This window comes from Melioribacter sulfuriphilus, assembly GCF_052656625.1.
Window position 1 is genome coordinate 39,657 of record NZ_JBQXXK010000007.1, and the last position, 20,910, is coordinate 60,566.

At 37.4% G+C, this 20,910-nt stretch carries 22 protein-coding genes; all 22 read right to left on the reverse strand.

Translation table 11 applies throughout. The features are described from left to right. Nucleotides 1–9: 9 nt before the first annotated feature. A complete protein-coding gene (nuoE, locus tag ACUN8G_RS10155; protein WP_437347545.1) occupies nucleotides 10–483 on the reverse strand; it encodes an NADH-quinone oxidoreductase subunit NuoE in 474 nt (157 codons plus the stop codon). A gap of 33 nt (nucleotides 484–516) precedes the next feature. Next, nucleotides 517–1,767: an NADH dehydrogenase (quinone) subunit D gene (gene nuoD, locus ACUN8G_RS10160; RefSeq protein WP_437347544.1), complete on the reverse strand. Its 1,251-nt coding sequence runs from the start codon at nucleotides 1,765–1,767 to the stop codon at nucleotides 517–519. A gap of 2 nt (nucleotides 1,768–1,769) precedes the next feature. Further along, nucleotides 1,770–2,261 carry an NADH-quinone oxidoreductase subunit C gene (locus tag ACUN8G_RS10165; RefSeq protein ID WP_437347543.1) on the reverse strand — a complete coding sequence of 164 codons (492 nt, stop codon included), beginning with the start codon at nucleotides 2,259–2,261 and terminating at the stop codon, nucleotides 1,770–1,772. 1 nt (nucleotide 2,262) lies between these two features. Further along, complete coding sequence (locus ACUN8G_RS10170; RefSeq protein ID WP_437347542.1) at nucleotides 2,263–2,775, reverse strand: NADH-quinone oxidoreductase subunit B; 513 nt, start codon at nucleotides 2,773–2,775, stop codon at nucleotides 2,263–2,265. Then, complete coding sequence (locus ACUN8G_RS10175) at nucleotides 2,766–3,134, reverse strand: NADH-quinone oxidoreductase subunit A (protein WP_437347541.1); 369 nt, start codon at nucleotides 3,132–3,134, stop codon at nucleotides 2,766–2,768. Before ACUN8G_RS10175 ends, ACUN8G_RS10170 begins: the two co-directional genes overlap by 10 nt. Nucleotides 3,135–3,265: 131 nt before the next feature. Further along, nucleotides 3,266–4,420, reverse strand: coding sequence for an aspartate aminotransferase family protein (locus ACUN8G_RS10180; protein ID WP_437347540.1), 1,155 nt, complete (start codon nucleotides 4,418–4,420; stop codon nucleotides 3,266–3,268). A 9-nt stretch (nucleotides 4,421–4,429) separates the two neighbouring features. Next, nucleotides 4,430–5,221, reverse strand: coding sequence for a [LysW]-aminoadipate kinase (locus ACUN8G_RS10185; protein ID WP_437347539.1), 792 nt, complete (start codon nucleotides 5,219–5,221; stop codon nucleotides 4,430–4,432). Next, nucleotides 5,212–5,856 (reverse strand): class II glutamine amidotransferase, encoded by a 645-nt coding sequence (locus ACUN8G_RS10190; protein ID WP_437347538.1) that lies wholly within the window; start codon nucleotides 5,854–5,856, stop codon nucleotides 5,212–5,214. The genes ACUN8G_RS10185 and ACUN8G_RS10190 overlap by 10 nt, the downstream gene beginning before the upstream one ends. A gap of 11 nt (nucleotides 5,857–5,867) precedes the next feature. Continuing rightward, a complete protein-coding gene (argC, locus tag ACUN8G_RS10195) occupies nucleotides 5,868–6,914 on the reverse strand; it encodes an N-acetyl-gamma-glutamyl-phosphate reductase (RefSeq protein ID WP_437347537.1) in 1,047 nt (348 codons plus the stop codon). Then, complete coding sequence (gene lysX / locus ACUN8G_RS10200; RefSeq protein ID WP_437347536.1) at nucleotides 6,914–7,759, reverse strand: lysine biosynthesis protein LysX; 846 nt, start codon at nucleotides 7,757–7,759, stop codon at nucleotides 6,914–6,916. Before lysX ends, argC begins: the two co-directional genes overlap by 1 nt. 48 nt (nucleotides 7,760–7,807) lie before the next feature. After that, nucleotides 7,808–8,968, reverse strand: a complete 1,161-nt coding sequence (locus ACUN8G_RS10205; RefSeq protein WP_437347535.1) for a hydroxymethylglutaryl-CoA lyase-like TIM-barrel protein — start codon at nucleotides 8,966–8,968, stop codon at nucleotides 7,808–7,810. Further along, entirely contained in the window at nucleotides 8,969–9,136 is a 168-nt protein-coding gene (lysW, locus tag ACUN8G_RS10210) for a lysine biosynthesis protein LysW (RefSeq protein ID WP_437347534.1), read from the reverse strand. Nucleotides 9,137–9,461: 325 nt separating this feature from the next. Next, a complete protein-coding gene (locus ACUN8G_RS10215; RefSeq protein ID WP_445480937.1) occupies nucleotides 9,462–9,662 on the reverse strand; it encodes a M23 family metallopeptidase in 201 nt (66 codons plus the stop codon). Nucleotides 9,663–9,730: 68 nt separating this feature from the next. Next, on the reverse strand, nucleotides 9,731–10,009 hold the full coding sequence (locus ACUN8G_RS10220) for a hypothetical protein (RefSeq protein WP_437347532.1): 279 nt from the start codon (nucleotides 10,007–10,009) through the stop codon (nucleotides 9,731–9,733). Further along, complete coding sequence (locus tag ACUN8G_RS10225) at nucleotides 9,993–10,250, reverse strand: hypothetical protein (protein WP_437347531.1); 258 nt, start codon at nucleotides 10,248–10,250, stop codon at nucleotides 9,993–9,995. Before ACUN8G_RS10225 ends, ACUN8G_RS10220 begins: the two co-directional genes overlap by 17 nt. A gap of 249 nt (nucleotides 10,251–10,499) precedes the next feature. Then, nucleotides 10,500–11,495, reverse strand: coding sequence for an AAA family ATPase (locus ACUN8G_RS10230; protein ID WP_437347530.1), 996 nt, complete (start codon nucleotides 11,493–11,495; stop codon nucleotides 10,500–10,502). A gap of 12 nt (nucleotides 11,496–11,507) precedes the next feature. Beyond that, entirely contained in the window at nucleotides 11,508–12,773 is a 1,266-nt protein-coding gene (locus tag ACUN8G_RS10235) for a peptidylprolyl isomerase (RefSeq protein WP_437347529.1), read from the reverse strand. Next, nucleotides 12,770–13,600, reverse strand: coding sequence for a hypothetical protein (locus ACUN8G_RS10240; RefSeq protein WP_437347528.1), 831 nt, complete (start codon nucleotides 13,598–13,600; stop codon nucleotides 12,770–12,772). The genes ACUN8G_RS10235 and ACUN8G_RS10240 overlap by 4 nt, the downstream gene beginning before the upstream one ends. Next, nucleotides 13,569–15,536, reverse strand: a complete 1,968-nt coding sequence (locus tag ACUN8G_RS10245; protein ID WP_437347527.1) for a peptidylprolyl isomerase — start codon at nucleotides 15,534–15,536, stop codon at nucleotides 13,569–13,571. Before ACUN8G_RS10245 ends, ACUN8G_RS10240 begins: the two co-directional genes overlap by 32 nt. A 20-nt stretch (nucleotides 15,537–15,556) precedes the next feature. Then, complete coding sequence (locus ACUN8G_RS10250; protein ID WP_437347526.1) at nucleotides 15,557–16,525, reverse strand: DNA-methyltransferase; 969 nt, start codon at nucleotides 16,523–16,525, stop codon at nucleotides 15,557–15,559. 15 nt (nucleotides 16,526–16,540) lie between these two features. After that, complete coding sequence (gene metG, locus ACUN8G_RS10255; protein ID WP_437347525.1) at nucleotides 16,541–18,586, reverse strand: methionine--tRNA ligase; 2,046 nt, start codon at nucleotides 18,584–18,586, stop codon at nucleotides 16,541–16,543. A gap of 163 nt (nucleotides 18,587–18,749) precedes the next feature. Beyond that, on the reverse strand, nucleotides 18,750–20,573 hold the full coding sequence (locus tag ACUN8G_RS10260) for an AMP-dependent synthetase/ligase (protein ID WP_437347524.1): 1,824 nt from the start codon (nucleotides 20,571–20,573) through the stop codon (nucleotides 18,750–18,752). Between the last annotated feature and the right edge of the window lie 337 nt (nucleotides 20,574–20,910).

The window sequence follows — 20,910 nt, forward strand, 5'->3', positions numbered from 1 at the left end:
GACCTAAAATTATTTCAGAGAATTGAGAATTTCTTCTACTTTTTCTTTAGTCAAGTTTTCATAATAATCTTCGTTAATTGCAATCATTGGCGCATACCCACAAGCACCCATGCATTCTACTTCTTCGATTGAGAACTTTCCGTCGGGAGTAACTTCCATATTGTCAATTCCGAGCTTGCTTTTAATATGCTCCCAAATTTCGTAACCGCCTCGAAGCATACACGAGACATTTGTACAAACCTGAATATGATATTTACCGACAGGTTTGGTATGAAACATAGTATAAAAAGTAACAACTCCCAGAACCTCAACTTTATCTATTCCGAGCACATCGGCAATTTCGGCCATTACTTCGTTTGTGATATAACCGTTTTGTTCCTGGGCTATATAAATAGCCGGCATAACAGCGGCTAAAGATTCGGGATATTTTTTCCGTTCATTTTCTATTCGTTTAAGATTTTCTTCGGTAAATTTAAAACTCATATTTACTTATTCCCGACAGCTATTCAAAAATAATTATTTATCAGCTTCGCCCATTACGGGGTCGAGACTTCCAATTATAGCAATAACGTCCGATATCATTGCTCCTTTGCAAAGCTGAGCAATTGCCTGCAAGTTGCAGAATGAAGGAGAGCGAATTTTCAATTTCCAGGGATTACCTTTGCCGTTACTTACAATATAGAATCCCAATTCGCCTTTTGGATTTTCTGCCGAAAAGAAGACGTCGCCTTCAGGAGGGTTGATGCCATAATTAATAATCATGAAATCGTGAATCAGTTCTTCCATCTTTGTATAGATTTCAGTTTTATGAGGCAATACATGCTTAGGATCGTTAGCCATAATTTCACCTGAAGGCATTTTATCAAGAATTTGATAAAGAATTTTGACGCTCTCGCGTACTTCGTCGCCTCTCAAAAAATAACGAGCAAGGCAGTCGCCTTCGGTATATACAGGAATATTAAAATCGATTTCGTCATAAAACAGATATGGTTTAGCCCGGCGAACATCATAAGCCACTCCCGAAGCTCTAAGATTTGGGCCTGTAACACCCAATTCGATTGCATCTTCTTTACTCAGCACACCGATTCCTTCAAGACGGTCGATAAAAATTTTGTTGGAAAGCAAAAGCTTGTCCATTTCTTCGAGCGCCGGGTGGAACTGGTCAAGAAAATCACGCACCATTTTCAGAGTCTCTTCATCAGCATCAGCAGCCACTCCTCCAATTCTTGTATAGCTGGTCGTAAAGCGAGCTCCGGCAAGGCGATCGAATATATTTTGAATTTTTTCTCTTTCACGGAAAGTCCACATAACCATAGTAACTGCGCCCACATCCATTGCGTAGGTACCGATAGCTACCATATGAGCAGCAATACGCGATAATTCTGCAACCATCATACGAATATATTGTGCACGTTTCGGAGCTTCGATTCCCAGTAACTTTTCAACTGCCAGAACATAGGCAACGTTATTGCACATTGTGGCAGTATAGTCGAGGCGGTCGGTATGTGGAATAAATTCGATATAACTCATCTCCTCAGCCATCTTTTCGTATCCACGATGGAGATATCCAAGTTCAGGGACGCAATTAACGACTGTTTCGCCATCAATTCGCAGTACCAATCTGAGCACTCCATGCGTTGCAGGATGTTGAGGACCCATATTAATAACCATCTCGTTTTCGAGAGCGTCTTCGATGGTTATATTCGAATCTTCCATTAATTTCTTTAAAATCTTTTCGTCTGTATAAACCTTTTTGTTACTAGTCATAGTTATTCTGGTTTTTCTGGAAGTGGTAATGAGCCCGGTATTCCTAATACAGGAAATTCTTTGCGCAGAGGATGATATTCAAATCCTTCGGGCATATAAATTCTTCTTAAGTCGTTATGATTTCGAAAATTTATTCCATACATATCATAAGTTTCTCGTTCGTACCAGTTTGCGCTTCGCCATACAGAAGTTACAGAATCAATTGAAGGTGGATCCTGAGAAATCGTTGCCTTAATTCTGAGATTAAAATTATTCTTAAACGAGTAAACGTGATAAACTACTGTAAATCGATTCTTTCGGGTAGCCCAGTCGATTGCCGTGATGTCTTTACACATCACAAATTGAAGGTCGTCGTCGTTTTTTAGAAATTCCGCTATCTCAACTATCTTATTCGGATCGACAGATATTGAAACATCGCCTCTGAATTCAGTAATTTCAAAAACCGATTCTCCAAATTTTTCTTTGATTTTTGAGGTAATACTTTTTTGATCCATATTATCTATTCTGAAGTTCTAATAATGGTTTATCCTGAAAATCCCTTGCGCGGGTATTTCCAATTTTCTTTTGAATTGTCATAACTGCATTAATCAAATTTTCGGGTCTTGGTGGGCACCCAGCAGTGTAGACGTCGACGGGCAGAAACTGGTCGATACCCTGAACAACGTTATATGAACGATACATTCCGCCGGATGAAGTACAAGCACCCATAGCAATTACCCATTTTGGTTCGGGCATCTGGTCATAAATTCTTCTAACCACCTGTGCCATTTTATAAGTAACGGTACCGGCTACGATCATCAAATCACACTGGCGCGGTGTAAATCTCATAACTTCCGAACCAAAACGTGCCAGGTCGTATTTCGGATCTGCCGAGGCAATCATTTCAATGGCACAACATGAAATGCCCATAGGCATTGGCCAAACAGAACTTTTACGAGCCCATGCAATAATAGCATCTATAGTCGTTGTAATAAATCCATCTTTAGTCAACTTGGCTTCTAATCCCATTTCAATCCTCCTTTCATAAGAATGTAGAGATAACCGAGCTCAAGTACAATTAAAAATATAAACATCGGCATAAAGGCAAATAATCCGTGAGACTGAAACATGTTCCTGAATTCAACAGCCCACGGATAAACGTAAATAACTTCAATGTCAAAAATAATAAACAACATAGCTACGAGATAGTACTTAACAGAAATTCGCTCGTGGGTGCTTCCAACGGGGTCTTTTCCACTTTCATACGACATGGTTTTAACTTTATTGGGTCGATATGGGCCGAATAACCGCGAGGAAAAAACTATTGCAAGACTTACTATTATAGAAAAAGCAAGTACAAGAAAAATTGGAAGATAATCTAATAACATTGATAAATCTTATTTTTTTATTCAGTAAAATAAGTTAAAAGTGGGTATAAAGTCAAAGTATCTCAATTAAAAAGAGAAGGCTTTCTCGATATGAATTTTTGAATGATAATTAAAGAGAAAGCCTCTTTTTTTTAAGCCAATACTTTGGCAATTTTTTCAGCTGCTGTGTCGAGGTCGGCATAATCGATTGTAAGTGGCGGAAGTAATCTCAAAACGGTTGTGCCTGCAGGCAGCGTAACGACTCCTTGCGACAGTAATTCAACAATGTAGGATTGAACTTTTTCTTTCAATTCAATACCGATCATTAAACCGATTTGCCTGATTTCTCTTACTTTAGAGAGTTGATATTTTTCGAGCTTTTCTCTGAAATAATTTCCTTTTGCTGTCGATGCTTCCCATAATTTATTTTCCACCATGAAATCGATGGCAGCTATTCCGGCGGCGCAAGCCAGAGGATTGCCTCCGAAAGTCGAACCGTGTTTACCTCTTTCGATTTGAATTTTATCTGAACAGAGCACAGCACCCATCGGGAAACCGCCAGCAATCGATTTTGCAAGGGTCATCATATCGGCTTCAATTCCATAATGTTCGATAGCAAACATTTTGCCGGTTCTGCAAAAGCCGGTTTGGATTTCGTCTATTATGAGTAAAATATTTTTTTCATCGCAAAGCTTACGTACTTTTTGAAAATATTCTTTATCGCCTATATTAATTCCACCTTCTCCCTGCACAAGTTCAAGAATGACTCCGGCAGTGTCCTCGTCAATAGCTTCTGCTAATTTTTCAAAATTATTGTAAGGCACAAAAGAAAAGCCGGGCACCAGAGGTTCAAATGCTTCCCTGTATTCTTTTTTAAATGTAGCACTGAGAGCACCCATCGTCCGGCCGTGAAATCCTTTCATTGCTGCTATAAATTTTTTCTTTTTTGTGGTAAATCGGGCAAACTTGATAGCAGCTTCGATTGCTTCAGTGCCGGAATTAGTTAAAAATGCTTTCTTTAGATTTTTAGGTACGACAGAAAAAAGTTTTTCCAGAAATAGAGCTTTCTTGTCGTTGTAAAATGTATTGGCACATGTAATTAAAGTCTGCGCCTGCTCGGATATTGCTTGTGCTACTTTTTCGTTGGAATGACCAATATTAGCTACGCTGATTCCGGAAGATAAATCGATGTATTCATTTCCCCTGTCGTCCCACAATCTTGAATTTTTTCCTCTAACGAATACAACATCTCTCATTGGATAAACGTCAATTTCGTACTGCTGCTGTAATGCTTTAAAGTCTTTCATAATCCACCTTTATGAAATTATTGTTCCTTTCCCGTTAAGAGCATCTTCAAGCGGATGTTCAGTGCGACCGTCAGATAAAATTACAGTCGTAGGCGAGCCTTCGAATAATTTTCTGAGTGCAAGTATCTTTCTTTTCATTCTACCTTCCACTTTCTGTTCCATCGCTTCGAGTTCGTTACGCGAGATATTTTTTAATAGTGAATCAGGGTCATTTTTATCGAGCAAAAAGCCTGGTGCCTCGATTAGAGAAATAATTTTATCAGCATTAAATTCTTTTTGAAGCAGAGCCAGTATATCATCGTTTTCTGAATTTACAGCAAAATTATTTTCATCCAACAAAGGGACGGACAGTACAGGTGTATAACCATTGTCGAGAAGAAGATCGAGCAAGTGTTTGTTGATAGAATTAGGTTTACCAGAAAAATCTTTGAGCAAAAGAGTTTTACCATTTTGACGCACGCGTATACCGCTGTTTCTTCTGGCCTGAATAACTTTGCCATCCAGCCCGCTTAAACCGACTGCATTGATTCCGTTTTGCTGGCACAGTTCTACAATTCTTTTGTTTCTGAGGCCGGCATAAGTCATCATCATCAAGTCGATTGTTTCTTCATTGCTAAACACAGAATCATAACCGGAAACTGAGGTAACAATACGCTTTTTGTATCCGAGTTTTTCGCCAATTAAATCGCGTAACGCATTTGCACCGTGTAGTATAATAAACTTGTCGTTAATTTTTGCGAGGTCTGCAACAATTCCTTTAATATTAATATCTGCCCCGCCGCCAATTTTAATCAAAAGCATCTGAACTCCGTTATTGATTCGTTTTCAATTTTTTGCCAGTTAGATTCATTAGGAAACGGATCTGATGAAACGAGAATAATATTGTTGTCAATTTTTTTGTGCATTGTAAAATAATCGGGATCTTCGTTAAATTTTGAGTAGACATAAGCCGAATAGTTATCTGCTATAATGATATTCATTGCTCTTACATAAGCGCTTTTCTTCGAAATTATCGAAGCGCCTTTTAATAATGCGTCTTTAATTGAACCTCGATCAAATCTTTTAATGTAATTAAAAATTTTTTCGGCGCCAATTCTACCGTCTTCTTTAATTCTAACGCCCCTTAATTCACCATTGAAAATAAATACATATTTATCGTCGTAAAAAGGCATATTATTTTCCACAACAATGCCCTCATCTCTGAAGGCGCTTCTGGCATGTGCTATGATTCTATTCGTATAGCCAAATTTTGTGAGATCGTCTTCCCAGATGGGTTTAATATTTTTATATATTTTACGTTCACCATCGACCCAATATGCCATACCCCATCCGTGTCCCTGATATTCTTTGCTATTACGGGAAATAAGTGCAAATTTTTCAAGAAACTTTCCTGCATTTATTTTCTCTTTTGAATTAAGATAGAATAAGCGACACATAGTTAATCCGATTAAATTGGATGAAGCCCAGGAAATTCAAGTCCTGTTTTTTCATCGAATCCATTCATGATATTGAATGCCTGGAGAGCCTGACCTGCAGCTCCTTTCATTAAATTGTCGATTGCACTAATAACAACCAATCTATTAGACAGCTCGTCTTTCTTAAAGCCAATATCACAGTAATTCGTACCGGCTAATAGTTTTGGTTCCGGAAATCTGTAAATGCCTTCGTTTTCTTTTACAATTCTGATAAATGGTTCGTTTGAATAATATTTACGATAAATTTTCCAGATCTCTTTTTCATCAAGATTTTCTTTCAGAAATAGATGGCAGGTGGCAAGCAAACCTCTCACAAGGTCGATGGCCGTTGCCGAAAAATGAATATTTATTTTTTTTCCGAAGCTCAATTCCTGAATTATTTCGGCTGTATGACGATGCCTTGTTGGCATGTAAGAACGAACCACATTACTGCGCTCGGGATGATGAGAACCTTCATTTACTTTATTACCGCCTTCGCTTGAACCGACTTTAACTTCAATTACAGTTCTCTCCTCTTCCACCAATCCTTCTTTATAAAGAGGGTAAAGGCCGAGAATAGAAGCAGTGGCATTGCAACCTGCGCTCGAAATATAATTCGAATTCTTCATTTCTTCGCGATGAATTTCTGGAATTCCGTAAACAAACTTGCCTAATAAATCCGGACGTGAGTGATCGTGACCGTACCATTTTTTATATTCTTGACTGTCCTTAAGTCTGAAATCCGCACTCAAATCAATAATTTTTGGAGCAAGTTTCATAAACTCATCAATTTTATTTTGCGAACTATTATGTGGAAGGCAGAGAAATAAAACGTCACATTCCTCAAGCTCGCTTACAGAGCTGAATTTAAGCTGAGTTACTTTACGCAAATTTGGATGGACTTTATAGACGAATTTGCCGGTAAATGATTCAGATGTAACCTGTTTTACTTCAACATTTGGATGAAATAATAATAGTCTCAGTAATTCACCACCTGTATAACCTGAAGCACCAACAATAGAAACTTTCACTTTTTCCATTATTCCCCTCTGGCAACTTTTAAAATATACTCAACCATTTTAGCTGGAATATTAACGCCAGTCGTATCGATACTGTTTTTGTATTCCATCGTATAGTTTACTTCGTTAACGACATAACCTTCATCAGTTTCAAATATATCGATCGCTACAATACCGCCGCCTACGGCTTTAGCCGCTTTAATAGAAATATCTGCTATTTCATCCGTCACAGGACAGTTAGAAGCTTTTCCGCCACGAGCCGTATTTGTAATCCAGTGAGAAGATGTCCTGTATATTGCAGCAATACATTCGTCGCCGACTACGAAACTGCGAATATCTCTTCCCCTTTTTTCAACATATTTTTGAATATAGAAAATCGAATGATGATAAGAGCCCAGGATGGTTTTATGTTCCAGTATTGCTTCGGCAGCATCTCTATCGTTAATTTTGGAAAGCAGTCTACCCCATGAACCGACAGCAGGTTTAAGAACTACGGGATAGCCCATTTCTTCGATTGCCTCTAAAGCGGATTCTTCAGTAAATGCGATTCGTACCTCTGGTTGGGGAACGTTGTTTTCAGCTAAAGCTACTGAGGTTAATAGTTTATCGCCGCAAATTGTAGCTGTTTTATACGAATTGACACATTTAACACCAGCAGCCTCGAATAGGCGCAAACCGTGTAATGCTCTCGAGTGATTAATGCATCTTTCGACAACCACATCTAAATCAAAATTATCCTTCCCAACATTAAATTTGATCTTTCTGTCGTCAATCATAACAAGTTCGACATCTTTAACCTTATTTAATTCGTCGATTAAATATTTTTCATCTTTTCTTAATAATGAATGAAGCAAGCCAACTTTCATTTTACTTATCTCCTCTTATTGTAATTTATTTAGAAGAGCTATAAAACATCAAATATGTTTATAGGTCTGATGATGTTTTACAGCCTCAACGATATGCTTAAGTTCGGGAAGGTCAACGGTTCTGCCGCGTTGTCCGACGGCTTTAACTTCTTTGAGTATATCGTATTGCATTTCTTCGTCAATATTATTTTCGCCAATTAAGCCGAGGGCATATCTGAGAGATGCAATACCCGACATATGATCGAGTGCAAATGTGCGCTGGCGTCCCAACAAATCTGGTGAAAGGCTTTCATAATGCATCGGATTAATTGAAGCGGCGTGTGTATGAACACCGGCACAATGTGTAAATGCATTTTTCCCTGTCATAGGGAAGTTATGGGGGATGGGAACTCCGGAATGTTTACTGACCAGGTCGTACAATTCAGGCAATTTTTTCAGGTTCCATCTATTTTCTCCGAAATCGACCGTGAGAACAACCAGCAATTGTGCCAGATCAGTAATGCCAGCACGTTCACCCAGACCAAGAGTTGCAGCATCAATTATGTCTGCACCCGCTCTATATGCATCGAGTGAATTAGCCAATGCGAGTCCTCTGTCGTTATGGCAATGAACTGCAACTTTAGGATTCAAATTTCTTTTTGTGAATTCATCTTTGAGACGAGAAATATAATCGTACATGCTTCTTTTTGTACCGGGGACCATATATCCCGTGGTATCAGCCACGCTAATTATGTCTGCACCCGCTTCTACTGCGGCAACTGCAGCAGTTACAACATTCTCGAATTGGGAGCGTACAGTATCTTCAGGGGTGTAACGAATAAGCAGGTCTGGTTTCTGAGATTTTGCGTATTTAATTACATCGGTAATCTGGTTAATTGCCGTATGTAGATCCTTCTTAAATACTGTATTAAGACGTTCGTCGGAAACGCAATAAAAGACGCCAATAAATTTAACGCCACATTCGAGTGCCAGGTCTACATCTGCTTTTAAGGATCTCGAATGCGCCCCTACTATAGATTTATAATTTTTTTGAGCAATCGACTTTACGGCAGCATGTATTTCCGGCGTAACCATCGGGTGTCCTGCTTCAATAATGTCTACACCCACTTCGTCGAGCATATTTGCAATGGCCAGTTTAATGTGCTTATCGAAATAAACACCTGGTGTTTGCTCGCCTTCTCTTAAGGTGGAATCTAAAACCCAGACCAATTATTCACCCCAGTCTTCTTCTTCTTGAGGAGCTTCGTTTAATTTGGGTGGATTTAGTGAAACAACCTCGAGCTCGGTTCCACAGTCGGGGCATTCGAGCAATTCACCCTCAACGGTACCTTCGACTAATTCTATTTCTGCGCCGCAGACCGGGCATTCTGCTTTCATATTTTAACCTCGTTGTTATGGGAAAAATTAATTGTAAAAATAAAAAAAATTTTATGCCTTTACAAAAATATAAAAATTATTTTTATGCACAATTATGCATAATTATAAATTATCGATTGGTACTAAAAATTCTTCTTTATATTTCTCAAGAATTTAATTTTTCAAGATATGCAAATCTCAGGGAATCGAACTCTGTCTATTTCCTACAGGAATTCCTCTCGACTGGCAAATTAATTCTCTTAAATGGTTCACCTGACGGCCGTTTTTCCAGAACCGATAGCATAATGTAGACCCGTAGCCTGTCCGGTTTTAACTACATATCCAATCACCTGTCCTTGTTTAACATAAGTTCCTTTACAAATGTATTCTGCAAAACACTACATAAGCAAATACTGAGTGGGTAAACCGATTTGTGTTTTATCTTCATATAATTTCCATTACCCTTTGTATAACCCGCAGTTATCACTATTCCATCGCCAACACTCAAAATCAGCGTATCGATGGAAGCCGCATAATGTGTCCCCAAGTGAGCTTTACCCGTCCTGATATCGGATGCAGTCGAGCGTTGAATATCTCGATAAAATTCTGCTGTACTTAAGAGATGCTTTCAGAAATGTTTTTCTTAACTTTTACCTTTTTCGTCGTAGTTATCCGACTCGTTACATCTTCAAAATAAAATGCATTGGATTCTATCACTCGTTTGAACAATTGCGCCGTTAATATTCTACTCGTTCCAGCTAATTGGTCGTCTACATATATGTTTTCGCTGTAAACTTTGAAACTATCACCCGGTTGAATCCTGAAAAAGTCGATTTGCCAGGCATAAATATCCGAGAGTGTAATTGCCTGGTCTATATTAAGATTTTTTTTCAAGCGTGTCGCAAAGAGAATACACAATACTGCTTTTCGAAACTTTCAATTCTACACATTTTTCTTTCTCACCCCTTGTGACAGTAATTGAATCACCGAATTCAAAGATTACATAGTTAATCATATCTTCGTCATAAACAAAATATCTGGGTGTGTTAAGTGAATCTTTTGTTAAATAAATACTATATGTATTGCCACTCTTAATACTTCTTAAATTGACAACACCTCTCGCTGCTTCCTTCATTTTATAAATAAAAGAATGGCTTGCATACTTAGCCTGTAAATCGGTAATGGTTTGTCAGATTTTACTTTACCCGAAACTATCTAACTATCTGTAGCGTATCGGCAACAATCATGTATGAGTTTTTTGAATTGATGTTTTTCGGATACTTTCGAATTTTCGGCGCAGGCGAAAAATAATGTCGCTCATAAAAGAAGAGGGACAGGTTTTCTGACTTTCAACATTTTTTCCGGTACAGTATCTGATGATTGGCTATAACTGATTTTGCAGTTTTGTAATAATATCGAGAGTAGAAATTCCTTCTGCTTCTGCTGAGAAATTAGGAACTATGCGATGCCTGAGTACGGGATATAGAAAATTATTAACGTCGTCTATACCTGGGGTAAATCTGCCTTCAATGACAGCTTTAGTTTTGGCAGCCATAATAAGATATTGCGATGCTCTTGGACCTGCACCCCAATTCACCCATTTGTTTATGAATTCTGGTTTGCCGTCACCAGGGCGGGTAGTATTGACAAACTTAACTGTATATTCAATAACGTTATCAGCAACAGGAACGCGTTTAATCAAATTCTGGAATTCAATTATTTCTTCAGATGTGATGATTCTTGTTAATTGCGGCAAATAATCGCTTGTTGTTTGTTTGATGATTTCTATTTCTTCTCTGACCGAAGGGTAATCGAGCCATAGACTGAACATAAACCGATCGAGTTGAGCTTCGGGCAAAGGGTAAGTACCTTCCTGTTCTATTGGATTTTGGGTAGCCAGAACAAAAAACGGTTCTTCGAGTTTGTAAGTAGTGCCAGCAGCTGTAACCCTGTGCTCTTGCATGGCTTCGAGTAAAGCGGATTGAGTTTTAGGTGGCGTTCTATTAATTTCATCTGCAAGAACAATATTTGCAAATAAAGGTCCTTTTATAAACCGGAAGTTCCTTTTTTTTGAAGTTAAGTCTTCTTCGATGATTTCAGTCCCTGTAATGTCGCCTGGCATCAAGTCGGGTGTGAATTGAATACGGCTAAATTTTAAGTCCATCACCTCGGCGAGTGTCTTGATCAATAATGTTTTAGCAAGACCGGGCACTCCAATAAGCAAACAATGTCCCTGCGAAAGCAAAGAGACCAATAAATTATCAACTATATCAGTCTGACCTACAATTACTTTTGATATTTCTTTCCTGACGTTATTAATTTTCTCGCTTAATTTTTCTGCGAGTTCAAGATCAACCGCATTACTGTTTTTATTTTTCAATTCTTTCCCTTATTAAAGTCTTATTTCCCAGTAGATTCTTTTTTTAATTTCCTGCATCCATTCGTTATAAATTTTTTGTCTTTTGTAATATTCAGCCAATCTACTTAATTCATCGTAATCTTGCTCAAGATTTGGTTTATGTTGAGGTATTCTGCGTATTAATTTGACAATATGGTACCCATAAGAATTAGGGTCAATCTCCATTCTTTTTGGATAGGAGATATCGCCCTCTTTCATTTTGTAGATTAAATCGAGCAAGGATTTATCGAGTTGACTTGCCTCGAAAATACCGAGTTTACCACCGAATTTTGCGCTCTCTTTGTCGTCGCTATATTTCTTTGCATAATATTCGAAAGAATTTTTGCCGGCTAATATACTATCACGGAGTTCGTTAAGAAATTCGATAGCTCTCAGGTCGGCTTCTTCGTCTGCTTTAAGTTTAACGAGGATATGTCTTACGTGGATCGCTTCACCTCTTCTTTCAAGAAGTTGAATTATATGGTAGCCAACGGGTGTTTCGACAATATCCGAAATTTGATTGGGTACAAGGGAAAATGCAGCTGCTTCGAATTGAGGATAAAAGATGCCTCGTTTAACAAAACCGAGATCGCCTCCGGCTGAAGCGCTGCCCGCATCGTCTGAATATTTTTTTGCAAGATAAGCAAAGTCGGCTCCTTGTATTAAACTGTCGAGTAACGATCTGGCAAATTCATAAGCACGCTTTTTTGTTTGTTCTCCCGTTCTGGGATTCTGGAATATATGAGACAATTCAAATTTTTCAGGCACCATTCCAAGCGAATCCTTGTAGGCTTCATAAAAATCTTCCACTTCTTTACGCGATACCTGAACTTCGCCAAACTTTTTTTGCTGTAGCATTTGAGCCATTAAATTCTTTCTGGTGTCTTCCCTCAAAACTCTTTTGATTTTTTCGACAGGCATTCCGTATGCTTCTTCGAGTTTTTCCTGGGAACCGTACTGTTGGATGAAATAATTTATCTGGTAATCAAGTTGACTTTTTACCTGATCGTCTGATACTACTACCGAATCGATTTCTGCCTGCGCATATAGGAGTTTCTCTTCCACCATACGCATTAAAACATTTTTGAGCAAAGTCGAATCGACCCGAGGCAATTGCCTTTGTGCCGCTTCCAGATTTGCACGAAATTCGAGCTCTGAATGAAGTATAATATCATCATCCACTACAGCCACAATTCGATCAACTACTTGTTGCCCATAAATTCCAGATGCGAGTAATAAAAACAAAAATAATTTTTTCATTCTGATTCCCTTTTTATATCGGATTCCGAAATTAACTCTTCGATGAATTCTTTTATTTTTTCTTTTTGCTTGAAATATTTATACCGTTCGTAAACAATATTTCTCACCTCTTTGAATTCAGGAATAATACCCCTGTCAAAACGTTTCAAAAATTGTATAACAGTAAATTTACCCGGATTAACTTCAGTTACAATGCTGACTTCGTTCTCATAGAGGTTCTTTACTATTTGATTTAGAGCGACGGGATTAATCTGATAATCATAAAACAGTTTATCGGTTTCGTTTTCAATAATTGAGCCGTTGTCACGAAAGACATTCAGCGCTTTATTCCAATCGCTTTCAATCAATATTCTTCTGAATTCTTTTGCGCTTTCCTCGTTATTAAATGAGATATAATTCAATTTATATGCATCCTGCTGAAGCACGAAATCGTGTTTGTACTTATTGTAAAAATCAATTAATTCATTTTCTTCTATAACAAGCGGATTTTCCATTAAGTACTTTTTAATCAGCAATGCTGCGGCAAGTTCTTTTTTGGAATTTTCAATCAAACTGATATACTCATCTGAATTGGTAATGCCTTCTTCAATTGCTTTACGATAGAGCACTTCTTTTTCGATCCAGTTATTAATAAATTGTTCTCGATAAATTGACTTTGAAGCGCCTTTGCCAATTTCTTTTTCAATTTCATCTTCGGTCAACACAGCGTCGTCGATACGCACTACTTCTTCGCCTGTTTCTTTTTTTTGTTCGCATGCTACAAACAATAAAGCAAACAGAACAGCAAGAAAAACGCTATTTTTTAACAATTTTTTCGAGTTCATCATAATAATATTTTGGACGATACAATTTTTTCAATTTATCGATATATTCGTTTTCAAGACGTTTGCTTTCCATTTCCTGCAGGATACCCGTAATTTCGTTACGCGCTTCTTCGAGTGTTTTGAGTCTCGCAGGCTCGTGTTTAATCAATTTAATTATTACCCAGTTGCCCTTGAATTTAAAGGGCTCTGAAATTTTGCCTGCTTCGCGCAGCTCAAGAGCTTTATCCGCCAGACTTCCGTCGTTTTTCACTTCCACTAATTCAGATTTAATAGTGGAACGGGTATACTTTGAAGCTACAGAATCGAAATCGGCTCCTGCTTTCAATTCTTCGTAGATTACATTTGCAAGCGAATCCGACTTTACCTGTATCTGACTATACTGAACTCTGTCGTTCCATTTAAAATTCTCTTTGTTCTTTTCGTAATAATTTTTAACCATTGTACTGTCGATGTTAACTTTCGACCAGACTTCTTCGTCAAGTATCTTAAATAAATAGACGCCTTTCTCATATTCATCCATCAGAGAAGCAAATTGCGAATTAACTTTATCGTAATTCAATACTACGTCCCGCACAGCCAATTCGTCGGAGTACTCATCGATAGAATTATTTATTATCGTTTCGCCAACTTTACCTCTGGATATTTTCTTTTTGGTTATCATAAAATTAAATAGCGAGTCAACAGAAACGTCCCTGCCGTTGATCTTAAAAGCGGGCAAATTGCCAAAATCATTATGTATTTTGCATCTCCAATAATCATCTCCCATTTTCATCGAATCGACATTTTCCAGAATTTTATCTATTGTTGATTGAACTATCGTAAAGCCAGCTTTTTGTTTAAGGCTATCGATAAATTTGTTTTTGTCGTAATTGTATCGTGTTTTTTGATAGATGTTTTTCAATTCTTCTTTTATATCATCCATTGGGGGAGTTGGCTTTTCTTCGGTTACTTCTATAATGTGGTATCCGAATCTTGTTTTTACAATTGGTGAACGTTCACCCACTTTTAATTGAAATGCGGCGTCTTCAAATTCCCTTACCATTCTACCTCTTGCAATAAAACCGAGGTCGCCGCCTTTTTTCGAACTGAATTTATCGTCTGAAAATTCTTTTACAAGTTCTTCAAAATTGCCACCGTTATTCAACTTTTCCTCAACTTCGAGAATTTTTTTGTAAGAAGCCGCAGTATCGATTACATTATTCGAATCCATTACAGAAGCCATTATGTGGCGAACTTTGATCATATAGCGACGTGGTTGTTTTTCGATCACTTTTAAAATGTGATATGCGAAGTTCGATTTTACAGGTTGAGGATAAACAGAACCAGGAGTTGTTGCATAAATGGCGTCTTCAATTTCCGGGAATGGTATATCGCCTGCTGTAATGAAACCAATTTCTCCGCCTTTATTATTTGTAAACTTATCTTTAGAATATTCTTTAGCCAGTGCAGCAAAATCTTCGCCGTTATTAATTCGTTGAATTAATTCCTTACCTAAGGCAAACACATCTTCGCTTGTTTGTGCTGAATCTGGCACGAGCATGATATGAGCAATTTTGAACTCTTCTTTTCGTTTATCGTACAGTTTTTTAATTCCGGGTTTAATAATCTCATTTTCATAATAAAGAGTTGTGCCGATATTTACTTTGTAATCAGTCAATTCTTTTTTTAAATCTTCGTCCTGGTAGTAACCTCTTACAAAAGCATCTCTTAATTTCATTCTGTAATTAACATAAAGGTCGAGAAAGTTCTTATAGCTATCGAGGGAATCGTCGGAATTTTTTTCAAGAGCAGCATTTTTTTCGTAAGCTTTTTCGAATTCATCCAGCGTAATTTTATTACCACCAAATTCTGCAACCACAATTTTAGAATTTTGAGCAGAGCATGCAGACAGGACGATAATAAAAATAAGACTCAGAATTTTGACTGATTTTAACGACATGAGATTCCTCCCGCTATTTATTAACGCTTCTTTTTGACATTAAAATTGATTGGAAACGGTTTGGTGTTACGTTCCCAGAAAAAACCGTAATTATAACCTTGAATATCGGAATTTGTTTCTGCTAATTCCAATCGCTTTTCTGTAAGGCATGCAAAATAATTATCTGCTTCGATGCCGACATATTTTCTCCCGAGTTTTTTTGCGACAACTGATGTAGTACCCGAACCGACAAAAGGATCAAACACAATGTCGTTTACCTCGCTACTGGCTAATATAAGTTTAGCAATCAATTTTTCAGGCTTTTGTGTGGGATGCTCTGTATTCTCCGACATCGACCAGAACGGTATCGAAATATCTGTCCACAGGTTCGAAGGATGAGTCAATCTGAAATTTCCATTTTCGAATTCTATCCAGTCCTTGGGAAGGCCGTTCGAATCCCTGTAAGGGGCAATAACTTTTTTAATCAGTTTAACAGCATTTACATTGAACTTATATTTATCCGACATTGTGCAGAACCAGATATCTTCGGAATTATTTTTCCAGTTCTTTACCGAACCTCGGCCTTTTTCCCTTTCCCAAGTAATCCTGTTACGGATTATAAAATGCTTGCTGAGTACCGACGAAATGGAAATCGAAGTGTACCAGTCGCTGCAAAAATATAACGAAGCGTTCTTCTTTAAAAGTGGTTTAAGAGCTATTATAATTTTCTCAATCCAAGCAGCGTATTTATCAATACTTCTAGAAGTAAATTTAATTGAGTTAAACGACTTATTTAAATTATACGGAGGATCGAGTATCAGTAGATCTACGAAATTGTCGGGCATAAATTTTACGGCATCGAAGAAATCCTGGTTAATTGTTTTGTTGATCAAAGAATCTGCTTCGACTTTAGAATTTAATTTTAGTAACTTTTTCGAGTACCCGTTCAATTCATCATCATGAAGAATAATGGTCTTGTTTCTCGACTTCGCCTTTTGCCCTGCCTTCATATTAATAATCCATAATTACTTAGCAAGGCGACCGGGTGAAATTGAAGGATCGATTTCAATTATTTTCACTCTCTCTTTTTCATCTGTATCGAGAGCTAAAATCATTCCCTGCGATTCGATTCCAAATAGTTTTGCCGGTTTTAAATTTCCAACAATCAATATATTCTTTCCAATTAATTCTTGAGGACTGTAGCTTTTTGCAATGCCAGCCACAACCTGTCTTTCGTCATTACCAGTATGCAATTTTAATTTTAGAAGTTTATCACTCTTAGGTACTTTTTCGGCTTCAATTACTTTTGCAACCATCAATTTAACTTTCTTAAAGTCGTCTATCGAAATCAATTCATCTTCATTTGACGTCTCTCCAGAATCGAGTTTGGAAAGTTGCTGGTCAATAATTTTGTCTTCGATCTTAGTAAAGAGAATTTCAGGTTGTTTCAATACTTTGCCAGCTTCAAGATGGAATTGGCCGGATTCATACCACGGGACTTTTTCGGCATCAAGCATGTTGAATATTTTTTGAGATGTAAAAGGAATAACTGGTTCAAATATTTCTGCCAGAGTGTAAATTGTATTAAGACAAATATTTATCGTTGTAGCGCATCTGTTTTTGTCTTTTTTAACTGTAATCCACGGTTCAGAATCATTAAAATACTTATTTGCAGCCCTTGCAAGATTCATCATTTCAAAGACTGCATCCTTGATTTTATACCTTTCGATTAACTTGCCTACTTTTTCAGGATAACTTTTAACCAGCTCAATCATCTCTTTGTCGATATCCTTAAGCTCATAAAGAGGGGGCACTTTGCCTTCAAAATGCTTAAAAGCAAAAGTAAAAGTACGATTAATAAAATTACCTAAGATGTCGGCAAGTTCGCCGTTATTTCGCGATTGAAATTCTTTCCAGTAAAAATCCGTGTCTTTATTTTCAGGAAGGTTGGCAGCTAAAGTATACCGCAATGGATCGGGAGGAAACATATCGAGAAATTCCAGCACATCGACTCCCCATCCTCGCGACTTAGAAAATTTTTTACTTTCAAAATTCAGGAATTCATTTGCCGGAACATTCTGAGGCAAAATATATTTGTCGTCATTGTAATCGTTCCATGCCATCAACATTGCAGGGAAAATAATTGTATGAAAAACAATATTATCTTTTCCGATGAAGGCAACATATTTGGTTTCTGGATTCTGCCAGTAATTTTTCCATAAGTCGGGATCATTTCTTTTTTCCGAAAGTTCTTTTGTAGCAGAGATATAACCGAGGACTGCTTCGAACCAGACGTAAATTACTTTCCCTTCTGCATTTTCGAGAGGCACTTTAATTCCCCAGTCGAGATCTCTTGTTACAGCCCTGTCTTTTAATCCATCTTTAAACCAACCGCGGCAATATTGAAGAACATTTTCTTTCCAGCCGTAATTTTTATTCATTTCGTCGACGTATTTTTCAAGACGCTCCTGAAATTTACCCAGAGGAAAATACCAGTGCGAAGTTTCTTTTAATATTGGCGTTTCGCCGGATATTTTGCTTTTGGGATTTTTCAATTCGGAAGGTTCATATAACGAGCCACATTTTTCACATTCGTCGCTTCTGGCTTCTTCGTTGCCACACTTAGGACATGTACCTTCAACGTACCTGTCTGGTAAAAACATTTTTGCTTTGGGGTCGTAAAACTGCATCGATTTTTTCTCGATGAGTAGTCCATTATCATAAAAACATTTGAAAAATTCCTGTGCAGTTTTATGATGAATCGGTATACTCGTTCTCGAATAAATATCGAAACTCATACCAAACTTTTCAAATGCCAGTTTATTTAATTCATGGTATCTGTCGATGATAACTTTGGGACTTACTTTTTCTTTATCCGCTGTAATTGTAATAGGCACGCCATGCTCGTCGGAACCACAAATATAAATCACATCATCGCCTTTGAGTCGTTTATAACGAACATAAATATCAGCCGGTAAATAAGCTCCGCTCAAATGTCCGAGATGAATTCTTCCATTGGCATAAGGCAAAGCCGACGTAACTAAGACCTTTTCTTTCTTCAATTTTTCCACTCATTTTTATTAATGATTGAGGACAAATATAAGAAATTTCCAAGAATAAGAATCGTGAGAATGGGAAAGGATACCATGAGATAAATAATAAAGTTCTTCCCGAAATTGACATCAACCGACAATTGGAGCCATCGTTAACCTTAGATTAAATCGGTGAATAAGTTTAACCCTCCAGCCCTTTGTACATTTCGTCGATTAAATCGCGGTATCTTTCTTCAATAACTTTTCTTTTCACTTTCAATGAGGGAGTCAGCTCGCCGTCTTCGATTGTAAATGGCTTGTCGAGGAGAGTGAATTTACGAATCCTTTCGAAAGAGGAAAGTTTCTTTTGAAATTGCTCAAGTTCTCTATCGAGCAATTCATAAATTTGTTTCATCTTCACCAGTTCTTTTTCGTCTTTGTATTGAATTCTGTTGGCATCGGCATATTCTTTCAAAGCTTCAAAATCGGGGACAATTAATGCCGTGATAAACATTCTTCGATCGCCTATTATAACAAATTGCTCGATATATTTACTTGCAAGGAACATGCTTTCTATTGGAGTCGGTGCAATATATTTGCCCTGACTCGTCTTAAACAGATGCTTTTTTCTGTCTGTAATAATCAGAAAACCTTCTGCGTCGAAGACGCCAATATCGCCGGTATGTAACCAGCCGTTTTTTATTGCTTCTTCAGTTTCTTTTTTATTTTTATAATATCCCTGCATGATGTTTGGTCCATGAGCAAGAATTTCGCCGTCTTTAGCAATCTTAACTTCAACGCCGGGCAAAGGCTTTCCCACAGTTCCGAATTTATAGTCGTTTAATCTGTTAACTGCAATGACGGGAGAAGATTCGGTCAAACCATAACCTTCGATTATAAGAATACCTGCAGCCTCGAAAAATATTCCGAGCTCGCGGGCTAAAGCTGCGCCACCAGAAATAAAGAATCTCATTCTTCCGCCCGTTCTCTCGCGCAACTTCGACAAAACAAGTTTGTCTGCCAATTTATGCTTCAAAGTCAATGAAATGGGTACCGGTTGCCCAGATTTTCTTGCTAATTGATATTCTTTACCTGTTTCGATTGCCCAATTAAATATTTTCTGTTTCTTTACTGATTGATTTTCAACGTTCCTTTTAATTTTTGTGTACATTCTTTCGAATAGCCTGGGCACGGCTGTCATAATTGTCGGTCGTATTTCAAGCATATTCGACGCAATTTTTTCAATTGACTCAGCATAGGCAATTGTTCCGCCGCACGAAAATGCAGTATAATACCCTGCCATCCTTTCGAAAATATGACACAACGGAAGGAAAGAAAGGAAAATATCGTTTTCATTGATATCGAAAACTTCGTGTGCTGCTTTAATATTCGAAACAATATTTTTATGCGTAAGCATTACTCCTTTCGGCTCGCCTGTAGTTCCAGATGTGTATATAATAGTGCAAAGTTGATTTTCTTCTACGAGTTCACATTTATCCTTGAAATATCCAGGATTTTCCATTCGAAATACTTTTCCCATATTTAAAATATCTTCAAAAGCATAAACTCCTTTATCTGGCGATTTTTCGGCATTGTTCATCACAATTATGAATTTAAGATGTCTGCATTTGTCTTTTATCTTCAAAATTTTATTTAGATGGAATTTATTTGAAACGAAAATGCCCACAGATTCGGAATTATTAAGAATATACTCGATTGTATCGGCTGTCGATATCGGGTAAAGAGGAACATCGATAGCTCCAAGTCCCAATATAGCCATATCGGCATAAACCCACTCAGGTCTGTTTTCTGAAATAATTGCAATCTTATCATCTTTTTTGATTCCTAACGAAGCCAGACCACAAGCCAGCAGTTCGGTTACTTCATACACTTGATCGTATTTTATGTCTATCCACCTGTCCTTATCCTTGTATTTGAATGCCGGCTTATCCTTACCCTTACCAAATTCTACAGCTACGATGTGAAATAATTCAGGAATTGTTTTAAAGTCTTTTATAATTGGCATATCATTCCCCAAAATATTTTATTACAAGATAAACTGACAGAATAAAAAAGGCAATCAAATTCTAATGGCCAATATTAATTTGAAGTATTACTTTTTATCTACTTTTCAAATTGTTACTTAGTGCAATAAGTAATAATAACACAATTCTCTTCTTTACCTTTCCGGCAGTATTGTGCCATTAATTTTTATTACTACAGTTTTGTCCGCCATAACTTTCTGATGCCGTAAGTCATTCAAAAAAGTTTTCACTCCTGAAGCGGCAAATTTTTTTTGCGATTTGAAATATTTATTCCAGCTTATTTCTCGATCACCCGCTTCATCAATGATTTTATCCTGA